The following is an 18,192-nucleotide window of genomic DNA, read 5'->3' on the forward strand; positions in this document are numbered from 1 at the left end:
GGCTCCCCCCGGCCTCACCGCCACCAGACACCCCGCCCGCCCCCAGCCTGCCCGAGGTGCCCCTGCGTGAATGTCGACCACCTGAACCAGCTGCTCCTCGAATTCTCCGTGATCCTGCTGGTCGCGGTGGTCGCCGTGCGCATCTCGACCCGGTCGGGGCTGCCCAGCCTGCTGATCTACCTCGGCATCGGCGTCGCCCTCGGCCAGAACGGCCTGGGCTTCGCCTTCAACAACGCCGCGCTGACCCAGGTGATCGGCTACGCCGCACTGGTCGTCATCCTGGCCGAGGGCGGTCTCAAGACGAGCTGGCGCGAGGTCAGACCCGTGATGCCGGCCGCCACCGTGCTCGCCACGGTCGGCGTCGGGATCAGCGTCTTCGTGACCGCGGCCGGCGCGCACTGGCTGGTCGGCCTGGACTGGCGGACGTCCATGCTGCTCGGCGCGATCGTCTCCTCGACCGACGCGGCCGCTGTCTTCTCCGTGCTGCGGATGGTCCCGCTGCCGCACCGGCTGACCGGGCTCCTGGAGGCCGAGTCGGGCTTCAACGACGCCCCCGTGGTGATCCTCGTCGTCGCCTTCGCCACCACCGGTGAACTCGACTCCTGGTACGTCCTGATCGGCACGATCGTCGCCGAGCTGGCCATCGGGGCCGCGGTCGGCCTCACGGTCGGCAAGCTGGGCGCGTTCGGGATCAAGCACGTCGCCCTGCCGTCCTCCGGCCTCTACCCGATCGCCGTCCTGGCGCTCACCGTGCTCGCCTACGCCGGCGGCGCGCTGCTGCACGGCTCCGGCTTCCTCGCCGTCTACATCAGCGCGGTCATCCTGGGGAACGCCAAACTGCCGCACGGGCCCGCCGTCCGCGGCTTCGCCGACGGACTGGCCTGGATCGGGCAGATCGGCATGTTCGTGCTGCTCGGCCTGCTCTGCACCCCCGAGACCATGGGCTCGGCCGTGGTGCCCGCGCTGGTGATCGGCGCCGTGCTGGTCTTCCTGGCCAGGCCGCTGTCGGTGGTGATCACGCTGACGCCCTTCAAGCTGCCCGGCCGCGAGCAGGCGCTGCTCAGCTGGGCCGGGCTGCGCGGGGCGGTGCCCATCGTGCTGGCGACCATCCCGATGGTGGCCGGCACGCCGATGGCCCACGACGTCTTCAACATCGTCTTCATCCTGGTCGTGGTCTTCACCCTGCTCCAGGGCCCGACCCTGCCCTGGGTCGCCAAGTGGCTGAAGATCTCCGAGGGCTCGATGGGCCAGGACCTCGGCATCGAGTCCGCGCCCCTGGAGAAGCTGCACGGACACCTGCTGTCGGTGGCGCTGTCGCCGAGTTCCAGGATGTCCGGCGTGGAGATCGGCGAGCTGCGGCTGCCGGCCGGCGCGGCGGTGACCCTGGTCGTCCGGGAGGGCAGCAGCTTCGTCCCGGACAAGGCCACCGTGCTGCGCGGCGGCGACGAACTGCTGGTCGTGACCACCGACGAGGTCGGCGAGGCCGCCGAGCGGCGGCTGCGGGCCGTGGACAAGGGCGGCAAGCTCGCGGGGTGGCTGTACGGGCGGCGGTGACCGCGATGACCACGGGGGGTCTTCCAGCGTTCACCTCCGATGGACGGGACAGATCTGGATGTCCTCTGTATGGTGGGGGTAGCGCGTCATCTACGCGCGTATATGCAGAACGATCGAAACACCCCAGCATCTGCCTGAAGCAGAGTTGGCGCGACCGCTCGGCGGCCGCGGCCCGGATCCCGGCAACCACGCCGGGCGGGCCCGGTAACTACCCCGGTCGACGCGCGAGAGGACGACTCTCGGCGCCGTCGGGGCCACCCCATGCCCCTTCCGCGCTACCAGGCAGCAGGAAGGACGACCGTGACGGCCCGCCGAACGGTCGAGAACACCGCGGACACCCGCGCCGCCCTGGCCACCGACACGCTCCCGGACACCCGGCCGGGCACCGGGGCCACCGCCGACCAGGGCGCACCCGCCCGCGTCGGGTACGGCGCACTGCTGCGCACCCCCGGAGCCTGGACGTTCCTGGCCCCCGCCTTCGCCGCGCGGCTCCCGTACGCGATGCTCAGCCTGGGCATCGTCCTGCTGGTGCTGGACACCCACGGCTCCTACGGCACGGCCGGCAGCGTCGCGGCGGTCTCCGCCGTCGCCCAGGCCTTCATCGGCCCGCAGACCGGCCGGCTGGCCGACCGCTACGGCCAGGCCGCCGTGCTCGTCCCGACCGTGATCGTGCACGCGGTCTCGGTCGGCGCGCTGATCGCGCTGGCCCTGGGCCACACCCCGGTCTGGACCCTCTTCCTCGCCGCCGCCCCGGCCGGCGCCAGCGTGCCGCAGGTCGGCGCGATGGTCCGGTCCCGCTGGGTCGCCAAGCTCTCCGCCGAGGGTGCGGCCGGCGGGCGCTCGGCGTCCGCGCTGTCGGCCGCCAAGCTCAACACCGCCTTCGCCTTCGAGTCCGTGACGGACGAGTTCACCTTCGTGATCGGCCCGGTGCTCGCCGGCGCCATCGCCACCTCGGTCACGCCCGCCGCCGGGCTGATCGCCGAGGCCGCGCTGACCGTGGTCGGCGGACTGGCCTTCGCCGCCCAGCGGCGCACCGCGCCGGCCCGGCACCCGCACCAGCCCGGCGTCCGCCGGGTCTCCGCGCTCTCCTCCCCCGGCGTCCGGCTGCTGGCCGGCGCGTTCCTGGGCGTCGGCACCGTCTTCGGTGCCATGCAGGTGTCGGTCACCGCGTTCACCGAGTCGGTCGGCCAGCCCGGCGCCAACGGCACCGTGTACGGGATCTTCGCCGGCGGCTCGATGCTGGCCGGCGTGCTGTACGGCATGGTCGCCTGGCGCCGGGCCGCCCGGCACCGGATGCTGGCGAGCTACGCGCTGCTGGTCGTGGGCTGCTCGACGCTCTGGGCGATGCCCAACCTGGTCGCACTGTCCGTCGCCGGGCTGGTCTGCGGCCTGGCCATCGCACCGACGCTGATCACCGGGTACACCCTGGTCGAGACGCTGGTCGCGGACGGCGCCAAGACCGAGGCCTTCACCTGGCTGACCGGTGCCATCGGGCTGGGCCTGGCGGCCGGGTCCACGGTCGCCGGACGGCTGATCGACGGACACGGGCCGTCGGCCGGGTTCCTGGTGCCGATGGCCGGTGCCGGGCTCGGCCTGGTCGCGCTGGTCGCGCTGCGGCACCTGCTGATCGCGCCGGGCGCGGCGAGCACGGTGGTCGCGGGCGCGAACGAGCGGGGCTCGGCTCCGCAGCTGGTCGGGGCGGCGAAGGGCTGAGCGGCGGGGCTCGGGGCGCCGGGTCGGGCGGCGTCGGGCGGCGTCGGGTCGGGTCGGACGCGTCCGGCCGGTCGGGCGGCGGGTCCGGGCCGGGGCGGCGGCCCTCGGCGGCCGGCTTCCGGCGGGCGCGGGAACGGGTGCTTCGGCGCGCCCCCGGCTCATCTCACATTCGAGTCGCTGGACTGATCCAGCGGAATGCCGCATCATTGACCATCGTTAGCACTCATCAGGCGAGAGTGCCAGGAGGAAGACAAGTGCCCACGTACCAGTACCAGTGCACCGAGTGCGGCAACGGCCTGGAGGCGGTGCAGAAGTTCACCGACGAGGCGCTGACCACGTGCCCCGACTGCCAGGGACGGCTCCGCAAGGTCTTCTCGGCCGTGGGTGTGGTCTTCAAGGGCTCCGGCTTCTACCGGACCGACAGCCGCTCCTCGTCCACCAGCTCGGTGGGCACCGGCTCGTCGTCGAACTCGACCTCGTCGGGTTCGTCCTCGTCCGGCTCGTCGTCGGCTGCTTCGACCTCGTCCTCGTCGTCCTCGGGCGGCTCGACCGCTGCCGCGAGCTCGGCTCCGGCGGCGAAGCCGGCCGGCTGAGACCAGACTTCGCAAGGCCCGTGGGCCCGCGCCCATCGCGCGGCCCGCGGGCCTTTCGCGTGCCCGGGCGGAGGCAGGCCGCTCGCGGTCAACCGCCGATGGGCCCACTACCCCGTTCGGGTGTACAGAGTTGTCCACAGGGCCGAGTTGTCCACAGGCCTGGGGACAGGGCTTCCACCCGACCCCTGGGCCGCCCAGAGTGTGCGTCGGAAGAGCCGGCCCGCACCCCGGGCCGGCGCCCCGCGACCACCGGTGGTGCCCATGTCGACCACGAGCCTCCCCCCGCGATTCCCGCCGCTCCCCGCCCCAGCCGTTCCGCCCCGGCGGGAGGTGCCGCCCTTCGCGCCGATCCGGCGTGGCGGTGGCCGCCTCCACCGGCTCCGCCGGGCCGCCCGGCACCGGCTCGGGGTGCCCGCCCTGCTGCTGGTCGCCCTGTCGGCCGCGCTGGCCGTCGGGCCCGCGCGGGCGGGTCTCTCCCCTCCGGGCGCCGCGTCGGTCGGCCGATCGGGTTGTCAATCGGAACACCTCGAAGCTCACCCGTGACCGGACCACGACTTCGTCGTTCACGCGGCATGAAAGGCTTCAAGGAATTCCTGCTGCGCGGAAATGTCGTCGAACTCGCCGTCGCCGTCGTCATCGGCGCGGCGTTCACCAACATCATCAACGCCTTCGTCAAGGGCGTGATCAACCCGATCGTCGGCGCCTTCGGTGCCAAGGACCTGGGTGCCTACAGTTCCTGCCTCAAGGGCCCCTGCGAGCTGAGCGCGACCGGCGAGGTCACGTCCGGGGTCCTCATCCTGTGGGGCTCGGTGCTGAGCGCCCTCCTGCAGTTCGTCATCACCGCGGCCGTCGTCTACTTCTGCCTGATCCTGCCGATGACCAGGCTCGCCGCCCGGCGCAGAGGCGTCACCGAGGTCCAGGCGGAGGCCGAGCAGGTCCTGCTGCTGACCGAGATCCGCGACGCGCTGGTCGCGCGGCAGCGCTGAGCACTCCCCGTCAGTCGCCGTGGTGCGGCGGGCGCTGGCTCAGGTACCAGTCCAGCCCCCGTCCACCGCTGTCCGCCGTTCCCGGGCGCCCGCCCCAGCCGGCGTCGGTGTCGTCACTGGACTGCTGGTCCAGCGGGTCCCGGAAGACCAGCCGGCCCTTCGTCGCGGCCTTGGGGTCGTCGGACGCCTTCACGGCCTCCGCGGCGTCCGTCCTGTCCCCGCCGTCCTGCCTGGGCTCCCGCTCGGTCACCGGCCCGCCTCCGTCTCGCACATCGTCCACTCCTCCAGCCTAGAAGCTCCCCGCGCCCGCGCCGACCGCCGCCGGGGACGCGTGAGAGCCCCGGTGCGGAGCGATTCCGCACCCGGGGCCCCGGTACGCCGGCGAGGTGGCGGCGGGGAGGCCGTCAGGCGGCTTCGAAGCCCGCGTGGTCGGCGATCCGCTTCAGCTCGGCCAGCGCGTGCTTCTCGATCTGGCGGATCCGCTCCCGCGTCAGCCCGTGCTGCTTGCCCACCTCGGTGAGCGTCCGCTCACGGCCGTCCTCCATCCCGTAGCGCGACCGGATGATCGAGGCCGTCCGGTCGTCCAGGCGCCCGATCAGACCGTCCAGCTCCTCGCGGCGGAGCATGACCATCACGGCGTCCTCCGGGGACGTCGCCCCGGTGTCCTCGACCAGGTCGCCGAACTGGGTCTCGCCCTCGTCGTCAACGGACATGTTGAGGCTCACCGGGTCACGCGCCCAGTCCAGGACGTCCTTGATCCGCGCCTCGGTGGTGTCCAGCTCGGCCGCGATCTCGGCCGGCTCCGGCTCGCGGCCCAGCTCCTTGGACTTCTCCCGCTGGACGCGTCGGATCCGGCCCAGCTCCTCGACCAGGTGGACGGGCAGCCGGATGGTGCGCGACTGGTCGGCGATGGACCGGGTGATCGCCTGCCGGATCCACCAGGTGGCATAGGTGGAGAACTTGAAACCCTTGGCGTAGTCGAACTTCTCCACCGCCCGCACCAGGCCGGCGTTGCCCTCCTGGATGAGGTCGAGCAACGGAAGGCCGCTGCGCGGGTAACGCCGCGCGACGGCGACGACCAGCCGGAGGTTGGAGCGGATGAAGACGTCCTTGGCGCGCTCGGCGTCCTCGGCTATCGCCTCCAGCTCCTCACGCTTCACACCCTTGGGGAGCTCCGCCTCCTCCAGCAGGTGCTGGGCGTACACACCGGCCTCGATCCGCAGCGAGAGCTCGACCTCCTCGGCGGCATCGAGCAGGGGCGTCCTGGCGATCTCGTCGAGATACATACCGACCAGGTCACGGTCGGCCTCAAGGTTGGTCGGGCGGGCCGCGCGAGTCCGGTCGGCCCTGTCGCGAACGACGGCACGGGTGGCCATGCTTGCTCCCTTTGCTGGAATTGCCGAGGTCTGCCTGCCTGCCCCCAAGAGGGCAAGAATGCGGGCCCCGCGGGGCTCACACGTAACGATCCAACGAACAGATTCCGGACAACATTCCCAAGTCGCTCAGATTCTTCCGCCGATGCAGTATGCTGCCGGGTTTCATCGCGCCCCTGGACGGAGCGTGACCGGACCGGCACCGCAGGTGCCGGCCGGGCGGTCCACACGGCGCGGTCCACCGAAAGCGGTCGGCGGGACCGCGGGTGCGGCCCCCCGGCGCCTTGCCGCTGCGCGGCCGCCCATGCCGGGGCCGTCGACGCACTCCTTTGCGGGCCCTTCACTCCGGAGAACCCGCGGGCAGCCGCGCGCGTTCCCGCCCGGCCCCGCCGGAGCCGCCGCTGCCACCGGTTCCGCACCCCGGAGCCGCCCCGCGCCCGCACCCCGGCGCACGCAGATCCTCCGCACAAAAGATGCCAAATCGCTATCGCGCAGGCGTCCGATCAGCACAACGCACTGGGAAGGTGTCAGCCATGCACCTGACCAACAGCTCGCTTCTCCTCACCCCGCGTAATCGCCACCTGCTCCGGCACGTGGCGCTCGCGGCGGGCTGTACCGCGCTGTTCGCGGTCCTGGCCACCCTGGTGCAGACCGGCTGGTCCCCGCTCGCCCGCCTGGACCAGGGCTGGGTGGACGACATGCACCGCTATGCCCAGGGCCGAAGAGTCTGGGTCGCCTCGGTGCAGATGCTCACCGACATCGGCGGCACGATCACCATGCGTACGCTGCTCGGCGCCGCCACGCTCTGGCTCTGGCTGATCGGGGCCCGGGTGCTGGCCTGCTGGGCCGCGGCCCAGGCGCTGGTCGGCTGGGGCTTCCTGTGGGTCCTGAAGCTCTGCCTCGACCGCCTGCGGCCGCACTTCCCCGACCCGGTCGCCCACGCCGGCGGCCCGGCCCTCCCGTCCGGGCATGCGATGGCCTCCGCGATCACCTGCGCCGTCCTGGTCGGGCTGGTCTGGCACCGGTCCTCGCGCGGCGGGCGGATCACCGCCTGTTCGATCGCCGCGCTGACCGTGCTGACGATCGGCTGGACGAGGGTCGCCCTCGCCGTCCACTGGCCGAGCGACGTGCTGGGCGGCTGGCTGGCCGCCGGGATCGTCCTGGGCGCGGTCACCGTGGCCGTCGAGCTCTGCCGGCCCGGCGCGCTGGCCCGGGACGTCCGGCGGGTCAACTGGCGGACCAGGCCGAGGGTCCAGCGCGTCCTCGTTTCCCAGACCGCCCCCGCGCCCTACGACCCGGCCTTCGACCCGGCTTTTGATCCGGCCTTCGAGGAGGCCGGCGAGCGGGCCGGCGACCGACCGGACGGCGCGGTCAAGCCCTAGCGCGGGTCCCCGGCCTCGGGCCGGTCCGCCGGGCCCGCCTAGCCTGGCCTTCATGCCGCTTCCCTCGACGCCCGACCGACCCGCTCCCGCCCCCGACTTCCCCGACCGGCCGCTACGGATCGCCGCCGCGCAGGCCCAGGCGGTGGCGGGCGACCTCCCCGCCAACGTCGCGACCGTCGCCGACCTGATCCGCAAGGCCGCCTCGGACGGCGTGCGCCTGGTGCTCTTCGCCGAGAAGTTCCTGTCCGGCTACGAGCCCGAGCTGATCCGGACCGACCCCCTCAAGCACAGCGTCCAGCCCGGCGATCCCCGGCTCGCGCCGATCGCCGACGCCTGCCGGGAGACCGGCACGGCCGCCGTGGTCGGCGCGGCCGTCCGGGACGCCGACGGCGAACTGCGCATCTCCGCCCTGGTCTTCGGCCCCGACGGTGCGCTCACCACCCGGTACGACAAGCAGTACCTCTTCAAGACCGAACGGGACACCTACCGCCCCGGGACGACGGGCTGCACCCTCCAACTCGACGGCTGGCGGCTCGGCCTGGGCATCTGCTACGACTCCGGCTTCCCCGAGCACGCCCGCGCCGCCGCCCTCGACGGCTGCCACGCCTACCTGGTCGGCGCGCTGTTCAGCGTGGGCCACGGCCACCACGAGTCCCGGACCTGGTTCCCGGCCCGCGCGCTCGACAACACCCTCTACACGGTGCTGGCCAACCACATCGGCACCACCGGCGGCTGGAACACCTGCGGCGCCAGCGCCGTCTGGTCCCCCGACGGCCGCCTCCTCGCCGAGGCCGGCCCGGACCGCCGCGAGCTGGTCGTCGCCGACCTCGACCCGGAGGTCCTGCGCACCACCCGGGAGGCCGAGAGCCTCCTCGCCGACCTCGCCTCCCAGCCCCGCACCACCCCGCGCGACCGGCACACCCTCGGCCTCGGCTGAGCCCGCCCCCGACGGCCCGTCACACGCCGGCGGCCCCGAACGCGCCCGCCCGACTCCGCCACCCCGGCGCGCCGGTCCTCGTGCCCCCCGTGGGCCCGCCGGGCACGCGGCCCCACGGCCTTGAACGCGGCACGGACGCGCGGCACGGACGCGGCACAAGCAGGACACGGGCGGGACGGCGGTCGGGAACGACGAAGGCCCAGGTCCGGGGAATCCCCGGACCTGGGCCTTCACTGGGTAGCGCGCTGTGCCCCAGGCAGGATTCGAACCTGCGACACCGGCTTTAGGAGAGCCGTGCTCTATCCCCTGAGCTACTGAGGCGGGGTCGTTCGCGGTCGGGCGCGCGTGTGGCGCGACGACCGCTGACAGCCTAGCGGATCGGGGGGTGGCCACGCCGGGTCGGGCCGTCGGCCGGGCGGAGGTGGCGGGGTGTGCGGTGAGGGGAGTCCGCGTGCGAATCGTGTGCGGGAAGATGGAATCATGGGGAGGGTGCCGATGATGCCCGGCGACGGGGCGTCACATCCTGCTCCAGTAGCCTGGAGCGAACCGGTGTTCCGGTGCGGGGCGTCGGTGCCCCCGCCGGCCCTGGCACGCCTGCAGCAACGCATCACCGCAAGGACGAGGCGCTTCACCATGACATCAGCCGGCAGACGGCACCCGGCCCTCCGCGTACTGGGCCAGGTGTGGCTCTGGCCGGCACTGGCGATGCTCTGCGTCGGCGCCTACCGGCTCGGAACGCCCGAGCTGTGGCGGGACGAGGTGGCGACCTGGACGGTGGCGACCCGCTCGCTCGGTGATCTGCTCGGACTGCTCCAGCACATCGACGCCAGCAACGGCGCGTACTACCTGCTGATGCACGGCTGGACGTCGGTGTTCGGCGACTCCGCGATCGCGCTGCGGCTGCCCTCCGTGCTGGCGATGGCCGGCGCCGCCGCGTTCGTGGCGCTGACCGCCCAGCGGTTGTTCGGCGGCCGGGTGGCGGCGATCGGCGGCGGGCTGCTGTTCTCCGTGGTGCCGCTGATCTCGCGGTACGCGCAGGAGGCCCGCTCGTACGCCCTGGTGACCTGTGCGGTCGCCGCTGCCACCTGGTTCCTGCTGCGCGCGCTGGAGCGCCCGTCGCTGCGGCGGTGGGCGCCGTACTGCGTGGCGATGGCGGCGGCCGGCGCCGGGCACCTGATCTCCTTCGCGACGCTGGCCGGCCAGCTGGCCGTGGTGGCGCTGCACCTGTGGCGGACCCGCCCGGCCACCGAGCGGCGGGTGCTCTGGCAGTACCCACTCGCCGTGCTGGTCGCGGCCCTGCCGGTGCTGCCGGTGGTGCTGCTGGGCAGCCGGCAGTCCGGGCGCCAGCTGGGCTGGATCGGCAAGCCGACCTTCTACCAGCTGCGGCACTTCGGTGAGCCGCTGTTCGGCTCGCCCGGGGTGTTCCACGTCTTCGCCCTGCTGGCCCTGCTGGCCCTGGTCCTGCCCGGGCGCCGCCTGCCCGCGCTCCAGCTGCTGCTGCTCGCGGTGCTGCCGGTGCTCGGCGTCTGGCTGGTGTCGCGCGGCAGCACCTCGTACTTCGTCGACCGCTACCTGCTCTTCACGGTGCCGGCCTGGGCGGCGCTGGCCGGCGGCGGGGTGCAGGCGGTCTACACGACGGTGGCGGCGGCCGCGCGACGCAGCCGGACGCCGGGGCAGGTCCGGGCCGCGGGCGCGTTGCTGGCCGTCGGGCTGATCGCGGTCCCCGCCCTGGTGGCGCTGCCCAAGCAGTCCTCGGTGCGCTCCGCGGGCTCGCACTCCTTCTCCCGTGAGCCGTACCGGGCGGCCGCCGAGCTGATCGGGGCCGGGTACCGGCCCGGCGACGGGCTGGCGGCTCCGCTCGGCGACCAGGGCTGGGCGATGGTCGGGCCGGGTGTCTCCTACTACCTGCCGAGCGACGTCCGGCCGTTCCCGGTCTTCGTCGAACGCAGCGCCCTCCAGGCCGAGGACCTCTTCCCGACCACCTGCCCCCAGGTGGACGCGTGCCTGGGGCAGGGGCAGCGGACCTGGCTGCTCGTCCTCGGGGACACCGCCGAGCCGCTGACCGCGATGCCCGCGGAGCAGGCGCGGGCCCTCCGGGCCAGGTACGGCCCGCCCGACCGGGTGACGCCGCTCGGCGGGGTGACGCTCGCACTGCTGGACTCCACCACCGGCTGAGCCCGGCTGCCGGGTCCGCCCGGTCCGGCGCCCGCGTGACGGCGGTCCGCCCGGATGCGGCCGTCCGGCGACCGGGTGACCATGGAGCACGGTGACCGGGGCGCCTCCGGCCTCCGGCCGCCCGCCCCTCGACGGTCGGGACTGCCCGGGAGGACACCTGTGAGCGAGCACCCGGCCGGGCGGGTGACCCGGCTGAAGAAGCGGTCGGCGAAGCTGGCCCGGCGCGCTCGCGAGCTGCCCGAGCAGGTGCCGCTGGTGGGCCGGGCGCTCGGCCACCTGCTGCGGGTGAACCTCCTCGACTGCGCGACCCGGCTGGCCGCCCAGGCCTTCCTGAGCGCCCTGCCCGCGCTCTTCGTGGTGGCCGTGTTCACCCCGGCCGCAGTCCGCGAGAACGTGATGCGCTCGCTCCGCAAGGAGCTGGGCCTGGAGGGCGCGGCGCAGCAGTCGGTGCAGCAGATGCTGCAGAGCAGCCATGACCAGGAGACCACGATCGGCGTGTTCGGCGCCCTGGTGACCCTGGCGTCGGCGACGGCGCTGAGCCGGGCGATGCAACGCGTCTGCGAGCGCTGCTGGGAGCTGCCGAGGGCGGGTTCGCGGGTGGTGGCCTGGCGCTGGCTGGTCTGGCTGCTGGTGTGGCTGGTCTGCCTGATGTTCCAGACGCCGCTGCGGGACGGCTTCGGCCTGGGTGCCTGGCTGGGGATTCCGCTGACCTTCGTCGGCGGGACGGCGATCTGGTGGTGGACCCAGCACCTGCTGCTGGTCGGCCGGGTGCGCTGGCTGCCGCTGCTGCCGGGGGCGCTGCTCTGCGGGGCGGTGGTGGTGGGCCTGGGGATCGCCTCCCGGATCTACCTGCCGCGCGCGATGGCGCACAGCGTGACGCAGTTCGGGCCGTACGGGGTGGTCTTCACCGGCCTCTCCTGGCTGATCGTGATGTTCGCCGGACTGACGCTGGCGATCGCGCTGGGCCGGGTGGCGTCGGAGGAGGAGGCGGTCGCGCACTGGCTGGGCACCCGGACCGAGCCCGGCGTCTGGGGCGGCGCCCCGCTCACCGCGGAGGAGGCGGGCGAGGCGGCGGGGGACGCGGGCGGACCGGACCCCGACGGCGCGGACGGACCGCGGGGCGGCTGACGCGCCTCGGCGGGGGAACCGGTGGCCGGTTCCCCCGCCGAGGGGTGTTCGAGGCCCGCGGGCGGGCCGGACGGCCGAGGTCAGAGCAGGCGGGTCAGCCGGGACAGGATGGACGGCGGGGCCAGGTCCGTCTGGAGCACGACCGGGACCTCCACCTTGCCGTCGCCCGCCCCCACGCTCAGCACGCCGACCTGGGCACCGGCCTTGGCCGTGTGGCCGAGCTTGGCCGGGTCCAGGGTGAGGGTGCCGCTGATGCCGGGGAAGCCGGCGGCGGTGAGGTCCTTGGCGGCGACGACCGGGACCGTGCCGCCGAGCCCGTCGTCGACCCGGCCGACGACGTCGCCCTGCTTGGCGAGGGTCTGGCCGGTCAGCCCGTTCTGGGCCGCCTGGATCTGCAGGGCGCTGACGTTCTGGACGATCTTGAGGATGCTCGGCTCGGCGGTGGTCGCCGGCTGGCCCAGGGTGACCCCGAGGATGAGCCGCTGGACCCCGCCGACCTCCTTGTAGGCGGCCCACATCAGGCAGCCGCCGGCCGGGGTGCTGGAGCCGGTCTTGACGCCGATGATGCCGTTCTTCGGGGAGATCAGGGTGTTGGTGTTGGAGATCTTCTGATTGTTGAAGTTGGTCTCCGGCGTCGAGACGATCTGCCGGAAGATCGCGTCCTGCATCACCTGCTCGGCCAGCTTCAGCTGGTCCTTGGCGGTGCTCTTGGTGTCCGGGCTGAAGCCCGCCGGGTCGGTGTAGGTGGTGGCGGCCATGCCGAACCTGGCGGCGGTGTCGTTCATCTTCTTGACGAACGCCTCCTCCGAGCCGGCGTCCCAGCGGGCCAGCAGCCGGGCCACGTTGTTGGCCGACGGCAGCATCAGCAGCTCCAGTGCCTGGTACTGGGTGAGCTGCTGGCCCTCGGTGAGGGTGACCCTGGACTCGTCGACGTTGCCGGACTCCTGGGCGGCCTGCTTGTCGACGGTGATCTTCGGGCCGCTCTCCCCCTTCTTGAGCGGGTGCGACTGGAGGATCAGGTAGGCGTTCATGACCTTGGTGACACTGGCGATCGAGGCCGGCGTCTCCGGGCCGGAGCTGCCGAGACTGCCGACGCCGACGACCTGGGCGGCCGACTGGCCCTTGGCCGGCCAGGCCAGGTCGAGCGGGTCGCCGCCGAAGCTGTAGCTGCCTGCGGCGGTCTGCTTCACCTTGGCGTCCGGCAACGGTCGGAGCAGCTGCGCGACCGCCACCGCACCGAGCAGGACGGCCAGGAAGACCGTCCAGATGGTGATCCGCTTGAGTGCGCGGCGAAACGGCGAGACGGGGCGCGCGTTCAGCGTCGCCAGCACCTGCATCGCCTCGGCCGTCGTCTCCGGGGCCGGCGCAGGCGCGGGCTCGGGGGCGGGCAGCGGCGCGGGCTTCGGCAGCGGCGGCGGGGGCGGCAGCGGCCGGGGGTCGGGGGTGGGGAGCGGCTCGGGGGCCGGGGTGGGCGCCGGCTTCGGGGCCGGAACGGGCTCCGGCTCGGGTGCCGGCTCCGGCTCCGGCTCGGGGACGGGCCTGGGGGCCGGGTGCGGCTCGGGGACCGGCTCGGGCACGGTGCCCGCACCGGGTGCCCGCGGGGCCCGGGGCTTCTCTAGCTTCTCGGCCTGCCCGGCCCGGTCGGCGGGCGGCGCGGGCCGCGCGGGGGTCTCCGGCCCGGCGGCGCCCTTCGGCTCGTCGGCACCCTTCGGCTCGTCGGCACCCTTCGGCTCGTCGCCGGGCTCGGCGGGTACGGCGGGCTCGGCGGGCTCGGCCGGGGGCTTCGCGGGCTCCGCCGGAGGCTTTCCGGGGGCCGCCGAGTCCGTCCGCATGGCGAGACGCGGGTCCGGCCCGGTCGGGCGCCCCGGCTTCCCGGCGGGGGCGCCGGCCGGCGGAGCGCCCCGGCCGGCGCCCCCGTCGGCCGGGGAACGGAGCTCCTCGGGCAGCCGCAACGCGGTGGTCGCGTTGTCCACGGGCACTCGCAACGAGGTCGTCGCGCTGTCCGCGGGGAGGCGGAGCGCGGTGGTCGCGTTGTCCACGGGAAGGCGGAGCATGGTGGTCCTGGAGTCCGTATCCCGGACACGGAGCTGGACGGTCGACCCCGTCCTGGGCGCGCCCGCGCCATCGGCGGCGGGCTCCCCGGTGGCGGCGGAGGCGGCCTCCGACCCCGCGTCCGAGGCATCGTCGGCGCCGGCCTCCGAAGCCGCCGCGGGGCTCCCGGGCTCGTCCGAAGCGGCCTCGGCACCGGCCCCGGCGCCCGCCCGCGCACCCGCCCCGGCGTCCGCCCCGGCAGCGTCGGCGTCCTCGCGCCCGGCCGGTTCCACGGCCGCCGCCGTCGCGTCGGCACCGGCGCCGGAACCGCTCCGCGCCTCGTCCCGCTCCCGCCTCCGCTCGCCGTCCCGCAGCACCCTGTCGGGGGACTCGCCCACGTAACCCAGCCTCCTCAACGCCCGGCGGGGCACCGGCAGACCCGATTTCGGGAAGCCGACGCCCCGCCCCGTGTACCTGTACAGTCTCCGCCACCGGCGACCGTTCCGGCCGCCCACACCCCGCCCGACCGGCGCGTATTGCCGCCGCACGGCCGCACCGCGGTCCCTCCACCGGTCAGACGCCGGGCCCGCCTCCACCGGTTCCCCGCCGCGACCGCAAGGTCACGATTCGGAGGCGTACTCGACAAGCCCGTGTGAGAGGCGTCACGCTGTCATTCATCCACGCGGGGAGGCTTGGATGGGCAAGAGCCGCAGAACTGTTCCCGAGGAACTCTTGCTGCTCGCTTTGGACCCGACCACGGGTACCACTGCGCAGCCGCAGACCCTCGACCTCGGACTCGCCGGGGCCCAGCTCGTCGAGCTGTCCCTGGCCGGACGGATCGTCCCGGAGGGCGATCGGATCGCCGTGGTACTGCCACGGCCGACAGGCGACCCGACCCTGGACCACGCACTGGAACTGCTGCGCCGACGCGGCAGCCCGGTTCGCGCGGCCCACTGGATCGGCGGGCCCAGACTGGGGCTCAGGCAGACCTATCTGGCGCACCTGGAGCGGTGCGGCATGGTCACGGCCGTGCCGGGCCAGATGTGCGGCGTGCTGCCGACGACGCGCTACCAGGCGTCCGACGACTGCACCAATGCCGCGATCAAGCAGCGGCTGGACACCGCGATCCGCACCGGCGTGCCGCCGGACCCGCGGACGGCCGCGCTGGCCGCGCTGGCCCACTCGGTGGGCCTGGGCAAGCACCTGTACCCGGGCAACGAGGGCCGGTCCTCACGGTCACGGCTGCGCGACCTGATCCGTTACGACCCACTGGGCGGGATGGTCGCGCACGCGGTGATGGACGTGCAGAACGGTCTGCCGTCGCAGCAGAACCGTTCATCCCAAGGTGGTGGCGGCGCTCCGGTCGGCGCGGACCGACCGGGACCGCGTGCGGCGGCGAGCCGCGGCGGGACCGGTGGCCGGGTCGCACCGCCCCGCGTCGGCGTCCGCTGACCCGGACCCACCACGCGCGGCGCACGCCGCACAGCTCACGCCGCCACCCGGCGGTGAACAGCCGGCAGGAAGCAGGGGCGGTCGCCCGCGACGGAAGTCGCCGGGCGGCCGCCCCTCCGCCGTACCCCGCGGGCGGGGCCGGGCACCCGTGCGGCGCCCCGTCCCGCCTGCCCGAGCACGTGCCACCGGCACGTGTCCGGGCGCCTGCCGCGCCCGTACGACCCATCGCACCGCCACCGCAGCACTACCGGATCGAGCCGCACCGTCGCCTTACCACGCGGGGAGGCCCGCCGTCTCGCCAAAGCGCTTTTCCGATGATGTGTTCTACTGCGCTCCTGCGATTCCCCGGCGCCGACCTGATCCAAGGTGTCATGCTGCTCCAAGTCAGGGGGGTTGGTCCCAATTTCCACTGTGTTCCGAGGACTGCCGTTCCAACGATCACCAGAGGTCCGGCCGGAGGTCGACGTGTCCGCGAACATCAACCCCACCGTGCGCCGCAGGCGCCTGGGCTCCGAACTCCGCAAGCTGCGGGAGGGCCTGGCCATGACGGCGGAGGAGGTGGCCGGCCGGCTGATGGTCTCCCAGTCGAAGATCAGCCGCCTGGAGAACGGGCGCCGCAGCATCAGCCAGCGCGACGTGCGCGACCTCTGCGACGTCTACAACGTGACCGACGAGGCCATGCGGGCCAGTCTGATGGAGATGGCGCGGGAGTCCCGCCAGCGCGGCTGGTGGCACGACTTCAACGACATGCCGACCCCGTACAGCGTGTACATCGGCCTGGAGGCCGAGGCCTCGTCGATCCGCGCCTACGAGTCCTCGTTCGTCCCGGGGCTGCTGCAGACCGAGCAGTACGCCCAGGCCGTCGTGGAGGGCACCCAGCCGGACACCGACGCGCTCTCCGTCCAGCGGCGGGTGCAGGTCCGGATGAAGCGCCAGGACCGCGTCCACGGCGAGAACCCGCTGGGCAGCCTCTGGACCGTCATAGACGAGGCGGTGCTGCGCCGCGAAGTGGGCAACCGGGCGGTGATGGCCGATCAGCTGAAGCACATGCTGGAGCTGAGCCAGCGCCCGAACATCACGATCCAGGTGATCCCGTTCTCGCACGGCGCCCACCCCGGCATGACCGGGACATTCTCCCTGCTGGAGTTCCCCGAGTCAGCCGATTCCACGGTTGTCTACTTCGAAGGGGTGACGAGCGATCTCTACCTGGAGAAGGAAGCCGACGTGCGCCGCTATACCAGTCTCTACGACCACCTGCGGGCAGCGGCGCTCGGAGTGGTCGAGAGCCGGTCACTGATAGCCACGATTGAAGAGGGATACCACGCATGAGCACCACCTTCGAGAACGGGACGACCTGGCGGAAGAGCACCCACAGCGGCGGCAACGGCGCCTGTGTGGAGATCGCCACGCCGGCTGCGGGCGCCGTCGCGGTGCGGGACTCCAAGGATCCCCAGGGTCCTCAGCTGAACTTCTCGGCCGAGGCCTGGAAGGCGTTCGCCGTCGATGCCGGAGCAGGGGTGTTCGGCGGCTTCTGAGCCACCGCGCCGTTCTCGGCGCAGTCGCCCGTAGCGGTGTCCGCCGCCCTCCCCCGGGGCCGCGGGCGCCGCTACCGGCACCTACGCGGCCGCGCGCCGGCGAACCGGGCCGATCGGGCCCAGGGCCCACCGGGCCGGGTGGAACGTCAGCGCAGCACCGGGTAGCGGTCCGCCCAGGCGGCGCCCTCCGGGGTGTCCAGGCCGTGCAGCTCCGGCCCGTGCATCAGCTCCAGGACGAAGTCGTCGGCCAGTTCGAGCAGGGCGCCGCGTCCCTCCAGCGCGGCCACCAGGCCGGGCGGTAGGGCGCTGTCCCCGTGCAGCACCCCGAGCAGGTTGCCGCAGATGGCGCCGGTGGAGTCGCTGTCCCCCGAGTGGTTCACCGCCAGCAGCAGGCCCGAGCGCACGTCGTGGGCGACCAGCGCGCAGTACACCCCGATCGCCAGCGCCTCCTCGGCGACCCAGCCCTCGCCCAGCGCCTCGACCCGTTCCGCCGACGGCTCGCCGGCCCGTACCGCGTCCAGCGCCGCCCGCAGCGCCGCCGTGGTCTCCTCGTGCGCCGGACGCTCGGAGAGCAGGGCGAGCGCCAGGTGGACGCCCTCCTCCAGGGTGCCGCCGCGGGCCACCGTCTGGACGATCACCGCCAGGGCGCCGGCCGAGAGGTAGCCGGTGGGGTGGCCGTGCGTCAGCACCGAGCACTCCACGGCCAGCTGGAACACCAGGCCCGGCTCCCAGGTGGTGAGCAGCCCGAACGGCGCCGCCCGCATCACCGTGCCGCAGCCCTTGGAGTGCGGGTTCTTGGGCACCTCCACGGTGCCGAGGCGGTCAGCGTCCGGGCCGGAGAGGCCGGACAGACAGGCCTGGCCGGGGGCGCGCTGGGCGTACAGCCACTCCTCGCGACCGAGCCAGCCGAGGTCGGTGCGGCGCTCGTCCGGACCCCAGTCCCGCTGGGTGGCGGCCCAGCGCAGATAGGCGAGGTGGAGGTCGGTGGGCGGGTGCCAGCTGCCGGTGTCCCGCCGGATGTGGGCGCGGATCAGCCCGTCGACCGTGAAGAGCACCATCTGGGTGTCGTCGGTGACCGCTCCGAGCCGCCCGTAGGCGGGTATGTAGCCGGTCACGCCGAGCGGGCCGTGCGCGGCCCGGATCTTCTCCAGCGACTCGAACTCGACGCCCGCGCCGAGCGCGTCACCGATCGCCCCACCGAGCAGACAGCCCCGCACCCGGCTGCGGAAGTCCTGCTGCTGGGCTCGTGACCACAGTGGCATCACGACGGAGCGCCTTTCGTCCGGGAACCGGGGAGCGCGACGCTCGGCCGGCCGCGCGCCCTCGCACTGTA

At 73.8% G+C, this 18,192-nt stretch carries 15 protein-coding genes and 1 tRNA gene; 11 read left to right on the forward strand and 5 right to left on the reverse strand.

Going from position 1 to position 18,192, the window contains the following annotated elements:
* Nucleotides 1–66 precede the first annotated feature (66 nt).
* From ACIF6L_RS25460 to mscL, 4 genes are all read left to right on the forward strand, one after another.
* Complete coding sequence (locus tag ACIF6L_RS25460; protein ID WP_396488750.1) at nucleotides 67–1,554, forward strand: potassium/proton antiporter; 1,488 nt, start codon at nucleotides 67–69, stop codon at nucleotides 1,552–1,554.
* A 435-nt stretch (nucleotides 1,555–1,989) separates the two neighbouring features.
* The gene (locus tag ACIF6L_RS25465; RefSeq protein ID WP_396488937.1) at nucleotides 1,990–3,267 is read left to right on the forward strand and encodes an MFS transporter; all 1,278 of its coding nucleotides are present in this window, start codon (nucleotides 1,990–1,992) and stop codon (nucleotides 3,265–3,267) included.
* Between the two features lie 254 nt (nucleotides 3,268–3,521).
* On the forward strand, nucleotides 3,522–3,860 hold the full coding sequence (locus ACIF6L_RS25470; RefSeq protein ID WP_352290629.1) for an FmdB family zinc ribbon protein: 339 nt from the start codon (nucleotides 3,522–3,524) through the stop codon (nucleotides 3,858–3,860).
* A gap of 572 nt (nucleotides 3,861–4,432) precedes the next feature.
* Entirely contained in the window at nucleotides 4,433–4,846 is a 414-nt protein-coding gene (gene mscL, locus ACIF6L_RS25475) for a large conductance mechanosensitive channel protein MscL (RefSeq protein ID WP_396488752.1), read from the forward strand.
* 10 nt (nucleotides 4,847–4,856) lie between these two features.
* On the opposite strand, the gene ACIF6L_RS25480 is transcribed toward mscL, so the two are convergent.
* Together ACIF6L_RS25480 and ACIF6L_RS25485 are read right to left on the reverse strand one after the other, a co-directional pair.
* On the reverse strand, nucleotides 4,857–5,126 hold the full coding sequence (locus ACIF6L_RS25480; protein WP_396488753.1) for a hypothetical protein: 270 nt from the start codon (nucleotides 5,124–5,126) through the stop codon (nucleotides 4,857–4,859).
* A 124-nt stretch (nucleotides 5,127–5,250) separates the two neighbouring features.
* Nucleotides 5,251–6,222 carry a sigma-70 family RNA polymerase sigma factor gene (locus tag ACIF6L_RS25485; protein WP_329489273.1) on the reverse strand — a complete coding sequence of 324 codons (972 nt, stop codon included), beginning with the start codon at nucleotides 6,220–6,222 and terminating at the stop codon, nucleotides 5,251–5,253.
* 530 nt (nucleotides 6,223–6,752) lie between these two features.
* Here ACIF6L_RS25485 and ACIF6L_RS25490 point away from each other — a divergent pair.
* Together ACIF6L_RS25490 and ACIF6L_RS25495 are read left to right on the forward strand one after the other, a co-directional pair.
* The gene (locus ACIF6L_RS25490) at nucleotides 6,753–7,601 is read left to right on the forward strand and encodes a phosphatase PAP2 family protein (protein ID WP_396488755.1); all 849 of its coding nucleotides are present in this window, start codon (nucleotides 6,753–6,755) and stop codon (nucleotides 7,599–7,601) included.
* 52 nt (nucleotides 7,602–7,653) lie between these two features.
* Complete coding sequence (locus ACIF6L_RS25495; RefSeq protein ID WP_396488757.1) at nucleotides 7,654–8,538, forward strand: carbon-nitrogen hydrolase family protein; 885 nt, start codon at nucleotides 7,654–7,656, stop codon at nucleotides 8,536–8,538.
* A 248-nt stretch (nucleotides 8,539–8,786) separates the two neighbouring features.
* Here ACIF6L_RS25495 and ACIF6L_RS25500 read toward each other — a convergent pair.
* Nucleotides 8,787–8,859 (reverse strand) — tRNA-Arg (locus ACIF6L_RS25500).
* Nucleotides 8,860–9,171: 312 nt separating this feature from the next.
* Between ACIF6L_RS25500 and ACIF6L_RS25505 the strand changes: the two genes are divergently transcribed.
* The gene (locus ACIF6L_RS25505; protein ID WP_396488759.1) at nucleotides 9,172–10,713 is read left to right on the forward strand and encodes a glycosyltransferase family 39 protein; all 1,542 of its coding nucleotides are present in this window, start codon (nucleotides 9,172–9,174) and stop codon (nucleotides 10,711–10,713) included.
* A gap of 159 nt (nucleotides 10,714–10,872) precedes the next feature.
* On the forward strand, nucleotides 10,873–11,841 hold the full coding sequence (locus ACIF6L_RS25510) for a YhjD/YihY/BrkB family envelope integrity protein (protein ID WP_396488760.1): 969 nt from the start codon (nucleotides 10,873–10,875) through the stop codon (nucleotides 11,839–11,841).
* An 80-nt stretch (nucleotides 11,842–11,921) separates the two neighbouring features.
* Here ACIF6L_RS25510 and ACIF6L_RS25515 read toward each other — a convergent pair whose 3' ends face one another.
* Nucleotides 11,922–14,270, reverse strand: coding sequence for a D-alanyl-D-alanine carboxypeptidase (locus ACIF6L_RS25515; RefSeq protein WP_396488762.1), 2,349 nt, complete (start codon nucleotides 14,268–14,270; stop codon nucleotides 11,922–11,924).
* Between the two features lie 298 nt (nucleotides 14,271–14,568).
* Here ACIF6L_RS25515 and ACIF6L_RS25520 point away from each other — a divergent pair, with 298 nt between their 5' ends.
* The 3 genes from ACIF6L_RS25520 (at nucleotide 14,569) to ACIF6L_RS25530 (ending at nucleotide 16,859) form a co-directional block, all read left to right on the forward strand.
* On the forward strand, nucleotides 14,569–15,324 hold the full coding sequence (locus tag ACIF6L_RS25520; protein ID WP_329489267.1) for a GPP34 family phosphoprotein: 756 nt from the start codon (nucleotides 14,569–14,571) through the stop codon (nucleotides 15,322–15,324).
* Nucleotides 15,325–15,789: 465 nt separating this feature from the next.
* The gene (locus ACIF6L_RS25525; RefSeq protein ID WP_329489266.1) at nucleotides 15,790–16,653 is read left to right on the forward strand and encodes a helix-turn-helix transcriptional regulator; all 864 of its coding nucleotides are present in this window, start codon (nucleotides 15,790–15,792) and stop codon (nucleotides 16,651–16,653) included.
* Nucleotides 16,650–16,859 carry a DUF397 domain-containing protein gene (locus ACIF6L_RS25530; RefSeq protein WP_329489265.1) on the forward strand — a complete coding sequence of 70 codons (210 nt, stop codon included), beginning with the start codon at nucleotides 16,650–16,652 and terminating at the stop codon, nucleotides 16,857–16,859. Before ACIF6L_RS25525 ends, ACIF6L_RS25530 begins: the two co-directional genes overlap by 4 nt.
* A 146-nt stretch (nucleotides 16,860–17,005) precedes the next feature.
* Here the strand turns inward: ACIF6L_RS25530 and ACIF6L_RS25535 are convergent, their stop codons facing one another.
* The gene (locus ACIF6L_RS25535; RefSeq protein ID WP_329489264.1) at nucleotides 17,006–18,121 is read right to left on the reverse strand and encodes an ADP-ribosylglycohydrolase family protein; all 1,116 of its coding nucleotides are present in this window, start codon (nucleotides 18,119–18,121) and stop codon (nucleotides 17,006–17,008) included.
* Nucleotides 18,122–18,192: the final 71 nt, after the last annotated feature.

It is taken from the genome of Kitasatospora sp. NPDC086009, assembly GCF_044540385.1.
Classification (GTDB): domain Bacteria; phylum Actinomycetota; class Actinomycetes; order Streptomycetales; family Streptomycetaceae; genus Kitasatospora.